Raw genomic sequence first — 17,286 nt, forward strand, 5'->3', positions numbered from 1 at the left:
TGGTGCCCCGCCGGTTCTCCCTCAATATGAGCGCTTTGCACGCGCTTTCAATGCATGTGCTTCGGTGGTGCGCATTTAATTGGGGAAAAGCCGTATTGGGATACGGCACCAAAGCCGTTCTGTTTATCAGTTCACGGCTTAAAACGGTAATTTGAACCCGGGCGGCAGTGGCAGTCCGCTGGACATTTTGCTCATTTCGGCGTTGCTGGCGGCATCCGCCTTTTCGCGGGCATCGTTAAAGGCTGCTGTGATCAGGTCTTCCAACATTCCCTTGTCCGCGGGCACGATCAGGCTGTCATCCAGCGCCACGTTCAAAATGCGGCCTTTTGCGGTCGCGCGCACCTTCACAAGGCCGCCGCCGGAGACGCCTTCAACTTGAATAACGTCGAGCGTCGCCTGCGCTTGCTCCATCTGCTGTTGGATGTTTTGGGCCGCTTCTTGCGCCGCCTTGATCATCTCTTCCATGCTTTTCATGCGCTCTTGCTCCATTTCATGCCATTTTCGTCGCTGTCGAGCAGCTCCGCCTCTGGAAACGCGGCGAAAGCAGCTTTGACCAAAGGTGACTCCAATATAATATGCTTGTCCGCTTCGGCTGCTGCTTGCTCTTGCTCCAGCAAGCTTGGTGCCGCTTCGCCGGCGCGTTCTTCTAATTCCCAGCGGGTGCCGGTGACCTTGGCCAAGGCATCGCGCAATTCGGCCATAAAGGTCGGCGCAACGGGCCCGGCCAACTGGTACGCCAGCAAAGGCGGCGCATAATCCACGAGGCGGACCACATCACGCATGGTCATCTCAAGGCTTACAAAACCATCCCGCGATAATCTTTCCAGCAGTGCATGGAAATCCGCTGGCATCAATGTCTGCACATTGGCGGCTGGCGGCACATTGTGCGCGGTGGACGCGGAAGCCGACGGTGGAGCCGTGAACGCCCCTTCGCCAATCATCTTGGCCAGCTCACCGGGATCAGGCAGCGTTGCTGCATGAACCACACGCAGCAGTGCCATGTCCGCCGCATCAAGCGGGACGGAAGCGCGGGCGACCTCTTCTTGCCCCTTCAGCAACAACTGCCACAAGCGGTGCAAAACGGGGAAGGATAAACGGTCGGCATGATCTTCGACCACGGCCGCAGCCTCGGCATCCAAAGCTTTATCACGCGGCGCGCCAACCTTTGCGAGCGTGAGCCGATGGACCTCGGACAAAAGCCCGGCAAACATCGCCAGCGGTTCAACGCCCAAAACATACTGGTTCTTCGCCTCCGCCAGCATCGCCTGCGCGTCGCCTATGAGTATAAGCCCGAACAGACGGCGAATTGCGCCACGGTCGGAAAGCCCCAACATGTCGCGAACCTGCGCGGCGGTGACCTTTCCGTCGCCCTCCATATCGGCATGGGCAATGGCTTGATCGAGGATCGAGAGGCCGTCGCGCACCGAGCCTTCTGCCGCTTGCGCGATGAGGGTCAGTGCCTCCGCCTCGGCCACAACGTCCTCCTTGGCGGAGATTTCCGCAAAGTGCGCCGAAAGCTTCTCGGTTGAAATCCGCTTCAAATCAAAACGCTGGCACCGCGACAATACGGTGATCGGAACCTTGTTCACCTCAGTTGTGGCAAACAGGAACTTCACATGGCCCGGCGGCTCTTCAAGCGTCTTCAACAAGGCATTGAACGCGTTTTTCGAAAGCATGTGCACTTCGTCGATGATGTAAATTTTATAGCGCGCGGATACGGCGGAATAGCGCACCGCCTCAATAATCTCACGCACATCGTCAACGCCGGTGTGGCTTGCGGCATCCATTTCGATGACGTCAATGTGCCGCCCTTCGGCGATAGCAACGCAAGGCTCGCACACACCGCACGGGTCGATAGTTGGGCCACCCTGCCCGTCGGTTCCAATGCAGTTCAGCGCCTTAGCAATCAGCCGCGCGGTAGAGGTTTTTCCCACCCCGCGCACGCCAGTCATAAGGAATGCATGCGCCAGCCGGTCCCGCTTAATGGCGTTGCCAAGCGTCTGCACCATGGCATCCTGCCCGATCAGCTCGGCAAAAGTCTGTGGCCGGTATTTGCGTGCCAGAACGCGGTAGGCCGCGCCGCCAGGTGCCACTGGCGATTGGGCAACGGGTGGCGAATCCAGCCCCAATCCCAATGCGTCATCGGGCATATCCGGGTCGCGTGTTGCGAAATCTGGGCTGTCGGAGTCGGGCATTATCATCATATTAGAAGCATCACCGACCTTTGTCGAAGTCTTCTCCACCAAAACACGGGGAAAAGTAGGAGCCGAATGACCCGCAGCGAATTCGTTGTGGCTGCTTCCGTCAGGATCTGACCAGGTTGGCGAGTGCCACGTCCATCCGACTCCCACGCCGCATATGGCCGCGACCTTATCGAATTGCAAGACCGGCTGTGGGTTTTGGCAAGTGCCGCAATTAACCAAGCAAGAAAGGCGCTTTCACGTCGAAGCTTGCCAAAGACTTTATAGGCAAAATGGCAGATTTAACTAATCTTTCAGCCTCCATTCAATTTTCCGATGCTATTTCTATCTAATCGGGTAAATCGCAACAAAATCTCAGGACATAAAATTGGCACGTAAATTTCTTTATATCGTCGCAGCGCTTATCGTTCTCGTCATTGCGGGTGGCTTTGTCATTCGTATCTATGAAAGCGAGCTGACGGAGCTTGCCTTTGTCCCGACGGGCAAGTTTGAACAGCAAACGGCCTTTGAACCCCGCAAATATGCAGGCAATGACATGTGGTTTGCGCGTCCCGGCAAAACAGGCAATCCTGCGAACTGGTTACCGACCGGCGCGGCGAAGCCCGAAATGCCCGGCTCTGCTGCGATATTTTTTGTGCATCCCACATCCTATATCGGCAGGGATTATTGGAACGCGCCCTTAAATGACGCAGAATCACAGGACCGCGCGCGGATGTTCCTGCGCGGCCTTGCTTCGCCGCTCGCCAGTGCGGGCGAGATGTGGGCACCGCGCTACCGTCAGGCAGCGATTGGTGCATTTTTGACCACCAAGCCGGAGGGTCAGCAAGCGCTGGATGCCGCTTATCAAGATGTGCTCTTGGCCTTTGATGAATTTGCGGCAAAGGTCCAAAAGGACCGTCCGATCATATTGGCCGGGCATAGCCAAGGCGCGCTGCACCTTACACATTTGCTTAAGGACCGCGTGGCGGGCAAGCCAATCGCGAAACGCATTGTCGCCGTATACGCGGTTGGATGGCCGATATCGACAACCGCTGATCTGCCACAAATGGGCTTTCCTGCTTGCGCTGGTCCCGATGACACCGGCTGCATCATGGCGTGGCAAAGCTTTGCCGAGCCTGCCAAATATGACCGGATCGTCAAAGTTTACAACGCCACAACCGGATTTGACGGCACGCCGCGCAAGGACACGCCGATGCTATGTACCAACCCGTTAAATGGCGGGGCGGAGCCCAGTGCGTTGATGGATGCGAATTTGGGCACGTTAAAGCCGGATGATACGTTAAAAACCGGCGAAATGATTGTGGGTGCGGTGCCGGCGCGATGCGATGGCAAGGGGTTTCTGCTGATTGGCGATCCGCCAGAGATTGGCCCCTATGTCCTGCCCGGCAACAATTACCATGTATATGATTTCCCTTTATTCTGGGCCAATGTGCGGGCGGATGCGACATGGCGTTTGCAGAAATATCTGCAGAAATGATTTTTGAATCGGTTGCCAGCTTCCGCGATCAACTGCCGGACGGCGGCGTTTTAATCGGGCTTGATGTCGGCAGCAAAACCATTGGCACGGCATTTTGTGATGCCGGCTGGACCTTCGCCTCGCCCACTGACCTCATCAAACGCGCCAAGTTTACTCAGGATAAATTCGAATTAAAGGCCGCTATAGCGACGCGGCCAACGCGCGGCATTGTGATTGGCTTGCCGTTGAATATGGATGGCAGCGAAAGCCCGCGAAGCCAGTCCAGCCGCGCCTTTGCGAAAAATATCGAAGATCTGGGCCTTCCAATTTTACTGCGTGACGAACGTTGGTCGACCCAAGCCGTCGAACGCGACATGATCGCCGCCGACATGAGCCGTGCCAAACGCGCAGAAAAAATCGACAGCGGCGCAGCAGCGTTCATCCTGCAAGGCGCGATTGATGCGCTGACGAGAGGGTAGCGTCTTGGACGATGCTCTACACCCGTCACCCTGAACTTGTTTCACCTTCGGTGACTGTCGTTCCAGGGTCCATTTGTCCATTCTAGCTCTGGGCGTGCTGCGCGATAGACCCTGAAACAAGTTCAGGGTGACGGTTGAAATAGAATTTGGTCGCGAAGACGCCGACAAATCATTTGAGTCTCACCCAAATTCCCATTAAGGGCATCGCTTTAATGACATGGACAAAACCCTTCGCCGCCGACGGCTTTCCAAGCGGGTCGGATGCCTTTCCGCACAAGCATTTGCTTGGTATCGCCGGACTTCAGACGTGGGAAATTCTCTACATCCTCAAAGAGGCGGAGCAATGGGTTGCGCTAAACCGCGCTGGCGCAGCAAAACATGCTGACACGCTTTCCGGCCTGACAATCATTAACGCCTTTTTCGAAAATTCAACGCGCACCTTATTATCGTTCGAAATCGCCGGAAAGCGGCTCGGCGCGGACGTCGTGAATATGCACGCGGCGCAGTCGAGCGTGAAAAAGGGCGAAACGCTTATCGACACGGCAATGACGCTTAACGCCATGCGCGCGGACGCCATTGTGATTCGCCATGGCAGTTCGGGCGCCGTGCAGCTCATCTCCAGCAAAGTCGACTGTCCCGTGCTGAACGCCGGTGACGGCAGCCACGAACACCCAACTCAAGCCTTGCTCGACGCGCTCACGATCATGCGCCGCAAGGGCAAGGTCGAAGGTCAAACTGTCGTCATTTGCGGCGACGTTCTGCACAGCCGTGTTGCCCGGTCAAACCTGTTTTGCCTCAAATCGCTGGGCGCAAACGTACGCGTGGTTGCCCCCCCTGCCCTCATGCCAAGCGGAATTGAGGGCTTTGGCGCCGTTCCGTTTAGCAATTTCGATGCCGCATTGAATGGGGCCGATGTCATTATGATGCTGCGTCTGCAAAGCGAACGGATGCAGGGTGATTTCATCCCGTCGCCGCGTGAATATTTCCATCTTTATGGCCTCGACGAACGGCGGCTGGCCTTGGCCAAACCGGACGCGCTTGTCATGCATCCCGGCCCCATGAACCGGGGCGTGGAAATTGCCAGCAGCGTCGCTGATCATGTCGAGCGATCGGCCATTACCGAGCAGGTCGAAATGGGCGTTGCGGTGCGGATGGCTTGCCTCGACATATTGACCCGCAAGGCGCGTTGTCAGGAGGGGTGGGCATGACTGGCATGAACATCATTCAAGGCCATATCATCCTACCCGGCGCGGATAAGGCAGCGCCATTGCATCTGCATATAAAGGACGGCAAAATTGCCTCGGTCGGCAAGGCAGCCCCGATGGCCGAACATATCGACGCCAGCGGGTTGATCGTTGCGCCGGGCATAATTGATTTGGGTGTTTTCAAAACCGATAAACCTGCATTCAGATTTGGCGGGATAACCCGCGCGGCATTGATGCCCGATCAGTCGCCTGTGCATGACGATCCAGCGACCGTCCGCTTTGCCGCATTAAAGGGTAAGCCCGATTTGTGGGTTCACCCTCTTGCCGCCGCGACCCAAGGCCTTGACGGGCTTCGTATGGCCGAAATTGCGTTGATGAAAGAGGCTGGCGCTGTGGGTGTGGCGACTGGCCGCAAATGGATATCCGACAGTGGCGTCATGCTCCGCATCATGCATTATTGCGCAGCCTTAGACCTTCCCGTCATCCTGCATAATGAGGATTCAGGGGTAACCGGCCATGCCGTAGCAACGGCGGGCGAAACGGCCACTTTGCTTGGCCTTTCAAGCGCGCCAATCGTTGCCGAAACACTCGCTATCGCCCGCGACCTTATGTTGGCGGAAGAAAGCGGCGCGCATGTGCATTTCCGGCAAGTCACCACCGCACGCGGCCTTGACCTGATCCGTACGGCAAAGGCGAAAGGCCTGCGCGTTACCTGCGGAATCACGCCAGCGCATCTGTTCCTGTCGGACAACGCCATTTCGGATTTCCGAACCTTTGCCCGGCTGTCACCGCCGTTGCGCTCCGAAAGCGACCGGCTGGCGTGCATCGCCGCAATTGCCGATGGCACGATTGACGTCATCGCATCGGGCCACGACCCGCGCGGGCCAGAAGACAAGCGGCTGCCTTTTTCCGAAAGCGCGCCTGGCATGGCGGGGGCAGAAACATTGCTGGCGCTGGCGCTCAACCTCGTGCGCGATAATGTGATCTCAACCGGCCGCATGTTTGAATTGCTCGCGTCGAACCCGGCAAAGATATTAGGGTTAAACGCAGGCCAAATTGTTGAAGGACAAGAGGCTGACTTGATCTTGATCGACCCTGATGCGCCGTGGCAGGTCGATGGTGACCGCATGGCTGCGTTGGCAGGCAACACACCCTTCGACCGCTTACCCGTTCAGGGCCGCGTTCGGCAGATGTTAAAAGGCGGCAAGCTTATTTAGGGTCAGGACCACTTAAATCCGCCTTGTGCCAACCGCACAGACTGTGTTCCTGTGATTGGAACAACGAAACACGCGCCGCCTTGCGATTTGAACCCGCGCAATGCTCCATATCGCGTCGCATATCTCTTCCACGCCGCTTGCGCGCCGGCTGCCGAAGAAAAAAGCCCCAAGCTGGATGAGGTGGCTTTTACCCACAAATGCTGGTCGAGACGCTCGGACTTCTGCCAAAATAGTGCCAGGGCGGCGTTACTCGCGGCAGACAGCAGTCACCTGAGCAGCTTTAAGCTCACTGCACACAGGACCTATCGCGGCAACGAAGCGTGGCTTTTTTTCAAGTGCTTGAACGACTGACGCTGCCACCCGCTGGCTTCCTGCAAGATCGGATGGGTAATGAGCCCCGCCTACGACTCGTCGCCACGCGATCCGCTCGGCCATTTCAGCAGCTGCAGCGGCTTTTTCAGGAACAAGCTGGGCTATGACCGCTGCCCAGACGGCACTGGAACTCGCTCGCGCGCTGGGGTAGCTCGCGTTACCATGGCCAACGAGATCAAGCGATGGTTGGATGCGAGCGTCATAAAGAGCTGGGCGCGTTCGAAACCCCTGTGCAGCATTAGCGGCGCGGTTGACGCCACGCATGTCGTCATGCAGCGCCTGCATCAACGCAAATGTGAGGGGGAGTTTATCGGCGCCGACCCCGAGTAACTGCGCTGTCCATTGCGGCATCATGGTCACCGAATCTGCCTGGGCATCAGCCGCATCGGCGGGCGAGCGCCGACGTTGAACAGCAAGCATCGTTTCTATATCGGCTGCCTCGGCCAAGCTTCCGGGCTGTGGCCATGGCGGCAACACGGACTCCAATGCAATGTCGCCAGGCGCGATGTAGTTAGTGATGGCCTCAGTGCTGCGTGTAGGCTGCGGACGGCTGTTCTGAGCGCCAGCAGGGACCGCAATCGCGATTGCTGCACAGGCGAGAGCCATGCCGAGGTGGAGAACCCGCATCAAAATGTTACCAGAGCGCTGGCGCGAAGCGTGCGGGGTTGCCCCGGATAGAAGTTGTTAATGGTGTTACCGTTCTCAAAATATCGCTCGTTGGTGACGTTGAGAAAATTTGCCTGGATCATTAACCGGTTGATCGGCCGCCAAAAGATCGCGACATCGCCCCGCGCAAAACTGGCAAGGCGGAAGCTGTTGGCAGGATCAATGAAGCGGTCCCCGACGATCGTTGCGCCAAGCCCGATTCCCAGACGGGGCGTAACATCTCCCCGCGCCCAGAAGCTTGCGCTATGATCGGGCACTTGATTGAGCCGCCGGCCAGTTAGCGTGCGGTCGACTGTGACCTTGGCATCGGTGTAGGTATAGGCCGCCTCGAACGTCAGGCCCTTGACGGGTTGAAGAGCCAGATCGATCTCGATGCCCTGGCTGCGCTGTTCACCAGTCTGACGGTCCGATTGCGATGGTGCCAGTTCGGCAACGCGCACATTCGTCTTGGTAATCTGGAAGGCGCTTGCCGAAGCCCGCAGCAGGCCTTCCAACGCCTCCCATTTGGTTCCGACTTCAAACTGCTCGCCGCGCGACGGCAACGCAATGGCACGATCAACCAACGGCCGCGTGCTGGTTTCGGGATTAAAACTGCCACCCCAATTAGCGAACAGTGCAAATCCACTCCCCGGCAGCACGGTCAGCCCCAGGCGCGGCGTTACGGCTGTTGCCTTGGCCTGGCCGGTTATGCCGGTTATGCTGTCGGTGAAGCGGCCGCGGCTGCGCTCGACGCGTACCCCGGCAGTCGTGCGCAGCCATGGCGTCCACGCGGATTCCAACTGCGCCAACCCACCCATTCCGTCGTTCCGTGTGTTGCTGTCGACAATGCGCGCCGTTGTCCGGCTGTAAATTGCTCCACCTGTCGGGGTGAAGATATTGATCGGTGCGTTGAGCACAGCGCGATTGATTAGCGACGTGCCGGTATCCTGGCTCCAGTCGATCGACAACAGCACTGTGTGAGCGACGTCACCGGTATGTGCCTTGATTATAAAATCGGCCTGTGCGGTTGCATCGTCCTGGCGGTCAATTGTGATTTGGTTTCGTCGGTTGAGAATGCCCCCTGGGGTAAGCAGCGGCGCGCCGACGCCGCCACCGACCGGAAAGAAATAGGCACCATCCGATTCTCCGCGGCCCCATCCACCGCCGACCCGAAGCATCACGTCATCGCTGAACTCGTGCGTCATCCGTGCGGTGATCGTCCGCGTGCTGTTATTGAAACGGTCAACTGGGTCGCCCAAGAAGCGTTCGGGTGGGAGCCCAGTAGTTAGGCCAAGCAAACCGGGCGCTGCTGGCATGCCGCGATCAAAGACACCGGTTCGGTCGAGCCATTCGCCTTCCACCACAATCCGGGTCCGTTCACTGGGCTGGAACGCAATTGCCGGCGCGATATAGCGTGTTTCGTTGGCAACATTGTTACGAAAGCTCTCGCCATTTTCCCAAACCCCATTAATGCGCGCAGCAACCTTGGTGCCTAGGTTCAGGTTAATATCGGCAATCCCACGGATCAGACCATCGTCGTCGGCGATGATTCCAGTGGTTACAAAATCACGGTCGAGCGGTTGCTTTGTTACGATGTTGACCACACCGCCGGGCTCAAGTCGACCATAAAGCATCGACGAGGGGCCCTTCAGCACCTCGATGCGTTCGATATTCTGCACTTCGCTGGTAGGCCAGGCGACACCCTGACGATAGCCGTTGCGCAAGTTGGTCTGAGCAACAAAACCGCGCAAACGAAACCGTGTGTTAAAGCCGCCGATACCACCGACCGGGTTAGTTCCAGAAACTGTCCGCAGTGCGTCGGTCAAGTTGACCAGACCACGGTCGGCAAGCAGCGCTGCGCCGACCGTGTCGAAGCTGAAAGGTGCCTCCAGTGCCGGAGTGCCAGTGCGGGTTGCGGCAGCGGTCCGCGGTGAATAGCTGTCGATGGTCGCCGTCACCACGATTGCTTCATCTGATAGTTCATCGGCGGCGATGGCGGGTGAGGCGCAAGCCACAATGGTTAGGGCAACGCCTAACGCGTTCATACCGAGGTGCTGAGACGTTTGCATGGCTTATCCTTAGTTGAAGTGGCAAATTTAGGGCGTTATGGTAATGATATATTATTACACGTCAAGATTTTTTTGCTGCTGTGCACCCATAGTTGTAGTCCTTACGCTAGAAATCGATTACCGGGCGCGCATTCCACCCTACCGACCGACTAGTCACCTGAATCCGAAGTTCGGCTCATTGTTTTTTGGCAGCAACGTTTGACGGAGGCGAGGATTTCGTCTGCGGATTTGAGCCATTTATATGGCGTTGGATTTTCGTTGTGTGCCTTGATGAAAGCGCAGATATCGGCTTCCAGTTCCGCCGTGGACCGATGGACACCGCGTTGCAACTGCTTGCGCGTCAGCTGGGCACCTCCAAAAACCTCTGGCATTTGAGCGTGTGATCTGATTCAACGGTCCCCATCGGGAGGCGATTATGAAGCAGGCGGGTTTGTTCGGTTTATCGGATCATTTGAAGCGGCTTTCGGCCAATGGCGATCCGCTTGAGGCGCTGGGGCGGATAGTTGATTTTGAAGGCTTTCGTGTGATCCTGGACAATGCACTGGCTTATTCGGACGGTTCGAAGGGTGGCAGACCGCCCTATGACTGCGTATCGATGTTCAAGATCCTTATTCTGGCGGCGCAGAACAATGTGGCCGATGCCCGCATGGAGTATCTGATCCGTGATCGGTTGAGCTGGCTGCGTTTTCTGGGCTTTGATCTTGGAGCGCCAACGCCTGATGCCAACACGATCCGGCTATTCCGGGAGAAGTTGACCGATGCCGGAACCTTGCAGGTGCTGTTTGACGCCTTTGACCACCGGCTGCGAACCAATGGATATCTGGCAATGGGCGGCCAGATCGTCGATGCAACGCTGATTGCAGCCCCCAAGCAGCGCAATACGCAAGACGAGAAGGATGCAATCAAAACGGGCAAGACGGCACAGGAAGTCTGGCCCGACCAACCCGCCAAGGCTGCGCAGAAAGACACAGATGCGCGCTGGACGGTGAAGTTTGCCAAAGCGCGCATGGCTGCGAACGGCAAGCCGCAGATCGACATTGCGATCCCAAGCTTTGGCTACAAGAATCATATAGCTATCGATCAGCGCTTCGGGTTCATCCGCAAGGCTGTGGTCACGCACGGCGCGCGTCATGATGGATCACAACTGCGCGAAGTGGTCACGACAAACAACACTGCATCTGATGTGTGGGGCGACACCGCTTACCGGTCCAAGACCAATGAAGCGTGGCTTGCAGCCCATGGCCGGGTCAGCCGCATCCACCGCAAGAAGCCAAAGGGCAAGCCACGGTCAGAAGCGCTTCGTGCAGCCAACCGAACAAAGTCGAAGATACGTGCAAGGGTCGAGCACGTCTTTGCGCAGCAAAAGGCGCATATGGGACTGTTCATCCGCACCATCGGCATCAAGCGTGCCGAGACGAAGATCATGCTCGCCAATCTTGCGTACAATATGCAGCGCCTGCTGTTCCACGAACGACGAGCGGCGACAGGATAATTGTGTCCAAAATCCAGAAATAGGGGCCAAAACAGCGGCAATAGAGCCAATCTCAGCCCGAAATGCACCGATCAGGTGCCTGCAACGCGCATATCGAGGCCGCTTGACCAAAATCAACGGTTAATGGAGGTGCCCAGCTCTGCAAACCATCGTTCGACCTGATTGATCCAAGAGGCCGATGTTGGGGTGAAGTGAACATACCAATGCGGGCGGCGCGCCAGCCAGGCCTTTACTTTCGGTGTCTTGTGGGTGGCATAGTTGTCCATCACGAGATGAACATCCGGCCCATCGGGCATCTTCGCGTCGATCCGCTTGAGAAAGTCGAGGGATTCGGTTGCCCGGTGACGTTTTTAGCATTTGCCAATCACGGCACCGGTGGCGACATGTAGAGACCTACAATGTCCTGGACCTTGTCGACGAAAAATGGATCGGTTGATGATTTGAATGTCTCGGACCTGCGCTTCGAGAAAAGTCCGGTCCATGTCGCTCAATACAATAAATCCGCTTGTCTACCGACCATCATGAATGATCCTGCATGTCTGAAAAGAGTATATACAGTGATATCTACTTCAGTTTCAGATGACTTGGTCACCGACTCATAAATTTCATCCATGTTCGGATTGAGGCGAGTTTGATGAGTGCGAGATAATTGTCAGGATGCGTTTCGTATCGCCCGGCAAGGCCACTGTTCTTTGAATCAGGCAGAATGCCTGCTTCTATGGCCTTTGCATCCAGAGCCGTGCCAGCATTGTCGCTGCCCCCCAGCAAAAATGGCAATCCGTCTCGGCAAGCCATTAACAGACAACAAATGGCTGCACAGAAAAAAGCAGACGCTTTCAAATGGGTTCCAACCCGCCATCGGTCACCTTGCGATAAAAACAGCTTCTTGCGCCGGTATGGCAGGTCGGACCTTGCGGCCGTGCGATGATCCATATTGCGTCTTGATCGCAGTCGATGCGCATTTCAACGATATGCAAGACATTGCCGCTGCTTTCGCCCTTTTGCCACAGCCGCTGGCGGCTGCGGGAAAAAAATGTGGCACGGCGGCTTTCGATGCTTTTTGCAAGCGCCTCTGCATTCATATGCCCCACCATCAGCACGGTGCCGTCGGCTTCATCCGTGATGACGGCAGTCACCAATCCATTGGCGTCATATTTGGGATCAAGCACCCATCCGCTTTCTCGTTCGTCGGTCATGCGGGTTGCGTAACCCAACCATCTTTGCCCCGCCAACATTTTCTTTCTGATAATCATATAACAAGGGGGAGACAATTGTAACGGCCATGCCTATAGGCGACGCAGCGAAGCGCAGCGGGATTCGACATATGCTGACCACCGACCCTTTTGATGACGACAAACTTCGCGAGGAGTGCGGGATTTTCGGTGTCTACGACACGGAAGGCGCTTCTGCGATGGTGGCGCTTGGACTCCACGCCCTCCAACATCGCGGGCAAGAGGCCGCGGGCATCACTAGCTTTGATGATCATGATTTCCACACGCACCGCGCAATGGGCCATGTCGCGGGCAATTTTGACCGTGAAGAAATCATTGGCGGCTTGGTCGGACGATGCGCCATTGGCCATGTGCGTTATGCAACCACTGGCGAAACATCGCTGCGCAATGTGCAGCCTTTATATGCCGATCTTGCCACAGGCGGGTTCGCTATTGCGCACAACGGCAATATTTCGAACGCGATGACCGTGCGCCGTGACCTTGTGCGTCGCGGGTCGATTTTCCAGTCCACGTCCGACACCGAAGTGATCATCCATCTGGTCGCGACCTCCGGCTACCGGACGTTGCTCGACCGGTTGATTGACGCGTTGAAGCGCGTTGAGGGTGCCTATTCGCTCCTGTGCCTGACGACAGAGGGCATGATTGCCTGCCGCGACCCGTTGGGCATTCGGCCATTGGTCATGGGCAAGCTGGGCGACACCATCATCTTTGCATCAGAAACTGTTGCGCTTGATATTGTGGGTGCCGAATATATCCGGTCGGTCGAGCCCGGCGAATTGGTTGTGGTGCGTGGAACGGATATCCAGTCGCACAAGCCCTTCATTCCCATTTCGCAACGGCCCTGCATTTTTGAGCATGTCTATTTCTCACGACCCGACTCAATCGTCGAAGGCATCAGCGTCTATTCGGTGCGCAAGGCGATTGGCGCGGAACTTGCCCGTGAAAATGGCGTCGATGTCGATTATGTCATTCCAGTGCCAGATAGCGGCACGCCAGCGGCCATCGGTTATGCCGAAGCCGCCAAAATCCCGTTTGAACTTGGCATCATCCGTTCGCATTATGTCGGCCGCACTTTCATTCAACCCGGCGACGGAGTCCGCCATCTGGGGGTGAAGTTAAAGCATAATGCAAACAGAAACCTGGTCGCAGGCAAACGCATCGTCCTTATCGACGATTCCATCGTCCGTGGCACAACTTCGCTCAAAATCGTGCAGATGATGCGCGAAGCAGGCGCCGCTGAAGTGCATATGCGCATTGCAAGCCCGCCCACTATGAACAGTTGCTTTTACGGCGTGGATACGCCCGAACGCTCCAAGCTGCTCGCCAGCCGCATGGATGTCGAAGAAATGCGACAGTTTATTCAGGCTGACAGCCTTGCCTTCCTGTCCATTGACGGCCTCTATCGCGCGCTGGGCGAAGATTCGCGCCACGCGGACAGGCCGCAATATTGCGACGCATGCTTTACAGGCGATTATCCCACCACCCTGACCGACCATGAAGAGCATGAGGCAAGTGACCTCATGATGCTTGGCGGCCAAAAACTGGCATAACCATGACGAACGCATTTGCAGGCAAGATTGCGCTGGTAACCGGTGCAAGTCGCGGGATTGGCGCGGCAACGGCGACGGCACTGGCGGCGCAAGGCGCACATGTGATTTTGACCGCGCGGACGGCAAAAGACCTTGAGGCTGTCGAAGACGCCATTTTTGACGCAGGCGGCAGCGCGACCATCGCCCCGCTCGATTTAACCGATGGCGACAGTATAGCGCGGCTCGCTGTCGCGGTGACGGAGCGTTGGGGCAAGCTCGATATCCTTGTCTTGAACGCCGCAATGCTTGGGACATTAAGCCCGGTGCCCGCGATTGACGGGGCAGAATTTGCGCGATTGTTCACATTGAATGTAACGGCACAGCAAGTGATGATCGCATCATTTGATGCCTTGTTGCGCAAAAGTGACGCAGGCCGATTATTAGCGCTCACATCCTCCGTTGGCGCAAGCCCACGCGCGTTTTGGGGTGCATATGGCGCATCAAAGGCAGCGTTGGAAAATCTGGTCGATAGCTATGGCGAAGAGGTCAAGAACCTCTCGCAAGTGCGCACTGTTATCGTCGACCCCGGCCGCACGCGCACCAAAATGCGCGCTTCGGCCTATCCCGGTGAGGACCCGTCAACGGTCAAAGAGCCATCGATTGTGGCCGATGCAATCGTGCAAATGCTCAAGACCGAGTTCGCGACCGGGCACAGGTTGGTGGTTGAGGGATAGCGTTACCGAACCAAAATTTGTCATTCCCGCGAAAGCGGCAATCCATGGGCTGATGATACAATTTAGACCAAGGGTGCCGTTTTCGCGAACCGCTTCGGTCATGGATTTCCGCCTTCGCGGGAATGACAAGCGTTGTTGGTCGATTAATCTTTCGTTACAGCGAAAGCCGCCAAAGCCCGTTCACGCGCGGCTTTGTGACCAATGATCTTGCGTGGATAGCTTTTCGGGCGCGCGCCATATTCATCTGGGTCGTGGATATAAGGCTCCTGCAACGCCGCAAGTTCGGGAACCCAATTGCGGATGTAACGTGCGGCATCGAATTTCTCCGATTGCGACAATGGCGCCATGATGCGCACGAACATGTTGCTGTCGACACCCGTGCCAGCGGTCCACTGCCAATTGACGGCATTGCTGCCATAATCGGCATCGACCAAAGTATCCCAAAACCACTTCTCGCCTTCGCGCCAGTCAATCAGCAGATGTTTGACCAGGAACGATGCCGCAATCATGCGCACGCGGTTGTGCATCCACCCCGTCGCCCATAATTGCCGCATTCCGGCATCAACGATGGGATAGCCCGTCCGCCCCTTGGTCCAAGCAACAAAGTCCGCCTTCACCGCCGGATCGGACAGGTCGCGCCAAGGGAGCTTATCGAAGGAATCGCGCGCATTTTTTGCGCCATATTCCGGCATCTGCACAATGACATTTTGCGCATAATCCCGCCAGACCAGTTCTTTCAGGAATACATCCACCGAACCACCCGCCTGCATGGTTGCATGCCAGCACGCAGCGGCCGAAATCTCGCCAAAGTGCAAATGCGCCGACAGAAAGGATGAACCTTCTACAGACGGCAGGTTGCGTTTTTCATCGTAAAATCGGGCCTTATCAACAAACGCCTCGACCCGATCTTTTGCGCCCGCCGCACCGGGCGTCCACATGCGCACCATGTCGCTCGACCAATCGGGCTTAGTTGGTAGCAAGTTCCATGCAACGATATCATCGCTCGCTGGCCAATTCTCTGGCGCAGCGACATGCGTGGGTGGTGCCAATGGCGCTGGTGGCGGCATACGCTGCCACAAGGCGCGCATGAAGGGCGTGTAGATTTTATACTGCCCGCCGCTGCCCGTCGTCACGGCCCCTGCTGGCAGCAAATAATTACCATCATGGCAGATGAGAGAACAGCCTTCATGCAATCCGTGCGCTGCCGCTTTTTCGGCGTTACGCCACCAAGGTTCGTAGTGACGGATGCAATGAATGGCCGACGCATTGGTCTCAGCGGCCAATGCGGCCAAAATCTCGTCAGATTTGCCCGCCCGCAGGATCAACCTTGAACCCAATTTCTGCAAATCCTGATCCAGCGCCTTCAGGCTATGGTGCAGCCACCAGCGTGACGCTGACCCCATTTTGCGATGTTTTGGCGTGTCGTCATCCAGAATGTAGAGCGGAATGATCGGCGCACCGCTCGCCACCGCAGCCGCCAATGCGGGCTGATCCGACAGGCGTAAATCACGGCGGAACCAGAGAATCACGGGTGCAGTCATTTGCCCTCATCTCCGATCGGAAAGAACACAGAAAACCGGTCACCAACCATCGGGTCGACAAAGCGTTGGTCGGACACTTTCAGCGTCTTTTTATCGCCCTCACCAACAATCTGCGCAACGGGCATGCGGGACCAGAACAGCAACGGTGACTGCTCAACGACATTTGCTGCAAACGCCCTCTTATCCTCCACGCCCATATAATGCGGGCGGGCGCTATCATCGAGGCGTACATCATCGAACGCGCTGTAGCTGCCCTGCCCATAATATCTGTCGTCGCGCCAAAGCATTTCCCGTTTCCAGAATTGCACCGGAACCGGGTTTGCGACCACCAAAGCGGGAACAAGATCATGTTTTTGCCGCACCGCCTCCGCCGTCAATTGCTCCGCGCGGTCGGTTATCAGGCCATTAGCCAGAATATAGGCGCAGATGGCCGTGAAGCTCACCAACGCCGGCATGCGCCAGTTTTTACCATGAAGTTCACGACGTTGCGAAATCCAGACACCGGCGATCAGCGCAGCCCAAAGCCAGATATCAATAATGAACAACGTGTCGCCGTAGAACCACTGGCTTGAAAAGGGCTCAAGCAACCGAATGCCATAGCTGTTGAACCAATCGAACAACGGATGGCTGAGGCATCCAATATAGGCGAGCGCCAGCAACCAGCCTTTATGCACTGGCAACCGTTTTTCCGGACGCTTTCCGCGCTGTGTCTGCCAGCGGTCAAACGCAAGCATGATGCCCCACAGCAACAATGGCAAGACCAACATCGCAATCGGCCCATGCGTTAGCCCGCGCCGTAGCGCGAGATGCTGTTGCCCGCCAAGCAAAGTCGCCACGGCGTCAATATCCGGGATGTTCGCCGCGATAATCAGCGTGGGCATCGCAAGGCCAGTTTTTCGTTTCAAACCCGTCTGCCCAATGAGCGCGCCGACGAGGCTGTGTGTGAGATTATCCATGAAGCAACTGCTGACGGATTAGGGCCGGAATGGCAATACGGCGTTATCGCTATGCGGAATTTGTTCATGCAAAGTGACGGAGAACGTGCAACGGGGAGTCCGGGTTCAAACAGCCGGTAATGTCTGCCGCTTCGTGTCTTTGTGCGAACCAAATCGCC

General features: G+C 56.7%; 14 protein-coding genes, 1 other RNA gene and 2 pseudogenes. 7 read left to right on the plus strand and 10 right to left on the minus strand.

From position 1 onward, the window contains the following. Positions 1 to 138: 138 nt before the first annotated feature. The 3 genes from HEQ18_RS04900 to ffs form a co-directional block, all read right to left on the minus strand. Positions 139 to 474: a YbaB/EbfC family nucleoid-associated protein gene (locus tag HEQ18_RS04900; protein ID WP_397604049.1), complete on the minus strand. Its 336-nt coding sequence runs from the start codon at positions 472 to 474 to the stop codon at positions 139 to 141. After that, positions 471 to 2,093 carry a DNA polymerase III subunit gamma/tau gene (locus HEQ18_RS04905; RefSeq protein ID WP_432815959.1) on the minus strand — a complete coding sequence of 541 codons (1,623 nt, stop codon included), beginning with the start codon at positions 2,091 to 2,093 and terminating at the stop codon, positions 471 to 473. The genes HEQ18_RS04900 and HEQ18_RS04905 overlap by 4 nt, the downstream gene beginning before the upstream one ends. Positions 2,094 to 2,256: 163 nt before the next feature. Then, positions 2,257 to 2,351: signal recognition particle sRNA small type (gene ffs / locus HEQ18_RS04910), an RNA gene on the minus strand. A gap of 217 nt (positions 2,352 to 2,568) precedes the next feature. On the opposite strand from ffs, the gene HEQ18_RS04915 reads away from it, so the two are divergent. The 4 genes from HEQ18_RS04915 to HEQ18_RS04930 all read left to right on the plus strand — a co-directional run bounded on the left by HEQ18_RS04915 (position 2,569) and on the right by HEQ18_RS04930 (position 6,558). Continuing rightward, positions 2,569 to 3,678 carry a DUF3089 domain-containing protein gene (locus HEQ18_RS04915; protein WP_432815732.1) on the plus strand — a complete coding sequence of 370 codons (1,110 nt, stop codon included), beginning with the start codon at positions 2,569 to 2,571 and terminating at the stop codon, positions 3,676 to 3,678. After that, positions 3,675 to 4,136: a Holliday junction resolvase RuvX gene (ruvX, locus tag HEQ18_RS04920; protein ID WP_432815960.1), complete on the plus strand. Its 462-nt coding sequence runs from the start codon at positions 3,675 to 3,677 to the stop codon at positions 4,134 to 4,136. The genes HEQ18_RS04915 and ruvX overlap by 4 nt, the downstream gene beginning before the upstream one ends. Before the next feature lie 212 nt (positions 4,137 to 4,348). Further along, complete coding sequence (locus tag HEQ18_RS04925) at positions 4,349 to 5,344, plus strand: aspartate carbamoyltransferase catalytic subunit (RefSeq protein ID WP_432815733.1); 996 nt, start codon at positions 4,349 to 4,351, stop codon at positions 5,342 to 5,344. Next, positions 5,341 to 6,558 (plus strand): dihydroorotase, encoded by a 1,218-nt coding sequence (locus HEQ18_RS04930; RefSeq protein ID WP_432815734.1) that lies wholly within the window; start codon positions 5,341 to 5,343, stop codon positions 6,556 to 6,558. Before HEQ18_RS04925 ends, HEQ18_RS04930 begins: the two co-directional genes overlap by 4 nt. A 246-nt stretch (positions 6,559 to 6,804) precedes the next feature. Here HEQ18_RS04930 and HEQ18_RS04935 read toward each other — a convergent pair whose 3' ends face one another. The 3 genes and pseudogenes from HEQ18_RS04935 to HEQ18_RS04945 form a co-directional block, all read right to left on the minus strand. Beyond that, positions 6,805 to 7,557 (minus strand): phosphatase PAP2 family protein, encoded by a 753-nt coding sequence (locus tag HEQ18_RS04935; RefSeq protein ID WP_432815735.1) that lies wholly within the window; start codon positions 7,555 to 7,557, stop codon positions 6,805 to 6,807. Continuing rightward, positions 7,557 to 9,644 (minus strand): TonB-dependent receptor, encoded by a 2,088-nt coding sequence (locus tag HEQ18_RS04940; RefSeq protein WP_432815736.1) that lies wholly within the window; start codon positions 9,642 to 9,644, stop codon positions 7,557 to 7,559. The genes HEQ18_RS04935 and HEQ18_RS04940 overlap by 1 nt, the downstream gene beginning before the upstream one ends. 149 nt (positions 9,645 to 9,793) lie before the next feature. Further along, positions 9,794 to 9,994, minus strand: a pseudogene (locus HEQ18_RS04945) (IS630 family transposase); the annotation flags it as partial. Between the two features lie 65 nt (positions 9,995 to 10,059). Here HEQ18_RS04945 and HEQ18_RS04950 point away from each other — a divergent pair. After that, complete coding sequence (locus tag HEQ18_RS04950) at positions 10,060 to 11,136, plus strand: IS5 family transposase (RefSeq protein WP_432814106.1); 1,077 nt, start codon at positions 10,060 to 10,062, stop codon at positions 11,134 to 11,136. Between the two features lie 134 nt (positions 11,137 to 11,270). Here HEQ18_RS04950 and HEQ18_RS04955 read toward each other — a convergent pair. Both HEQ18_RS04955 and hisI read right to left on the minus strand, forming a co-directional pair. After that, a pseudogene (locus HEQ18_RS04955) lies at positions 11,271 to 11,617 on the minus strand (transposase); the annotation flags it as partial. Positions 11,618 to 11,972: 355 nt separating this feature from the next. Continuing rightward, positions 11,973 to 12,332 carry a phosphoribosyl-AMP cyclohydrolase gene (gene hisI / locus HEQ18_RS04960; RefSeq protein WP_432815737.1) on the minus strand — a complete coding sequence of 120 codons (360 nt, stop codon included), beginning with the start codon at positions 12,330 to 12,332 and terminating at the stop codon, positions 11,973 to 11,975. Between the two features lie 128 nt (positions 12,333 to 12,460). Here hisI and purF point away from each other — a divergent pair, with 128 nt between their 5' ends. Further along, positions 12,461 to 13,918: an amidophosphoribosyltransferase gene (gene purF / locus HEQ18_RS04965; protein ID WP_397605088.1), complete on the plus strand. Its 1,458-nt coding sequence runs from the start codon at positions 12,461 to 12,463 to the stop codon at positions 13,916 to 13,918. A 2-nt stretch (positions 13,919 to 13,920) separates the two neighbouring features. Next, positions 13,921 to 14,631, plus strand: coding sequence for an SDR family NAD(P)-dependent oxidoreductase (locus HEQ18_RS04970; RefSeq protein WP_432815738.1), 711 nt, complete (start codon positions 13,921 to 13,923; stop codon positions 14,629 to 14,631). Between the two features lie 143 nt (positions 14,632 to 14,774). On the opposite strand, the gene HEQ18_RS04975 is transcribed toward HEQ18_RS04970, so the two are convergent. Together HEQ18_RS04975 and HEQ18_RS04980 are read right to left on the minus strand one after the other, a co-directional pair. Continuing rightward, complete coding sequence (locus HEQ18_RS04975) at positions 14,775 to 16,172, minus strand: cryptochrome/photolyase family protein (protein WP_432815739.1); 1,398 nt, start codon at positions 16,170 to 16,172, stop codon at positions 14,775 to 14,777. Beyond that, positions 16,169 to 17,128, minus strand: coding sequence for a metal-dependent hydrolase (locus tag HEQ18_RS04980; protein ID WP_432815740.1), 960 nt, complete (start codon positions 17,126 to 17,128; stop codon positions 16,169 to 16,171). The genes HEQ18_RS04975 and HEQ18_RS04980 overlap by 4 nt, the downstream gene beginning before the upstream one ends. Positions 17,129 to 17,286 lie beyond the last annotated feature (158 nt).

Source organism: Sphingorhabdus sp., from assembly GCF_050921905.1.
In the GTDB taxonomy this organism is placed as follows: Bacteria; Pseudomonadota; Alphaproteobacteria; order Sphingomonadales; family Sphingomonadaceae; genus Sphingorhabdus_B.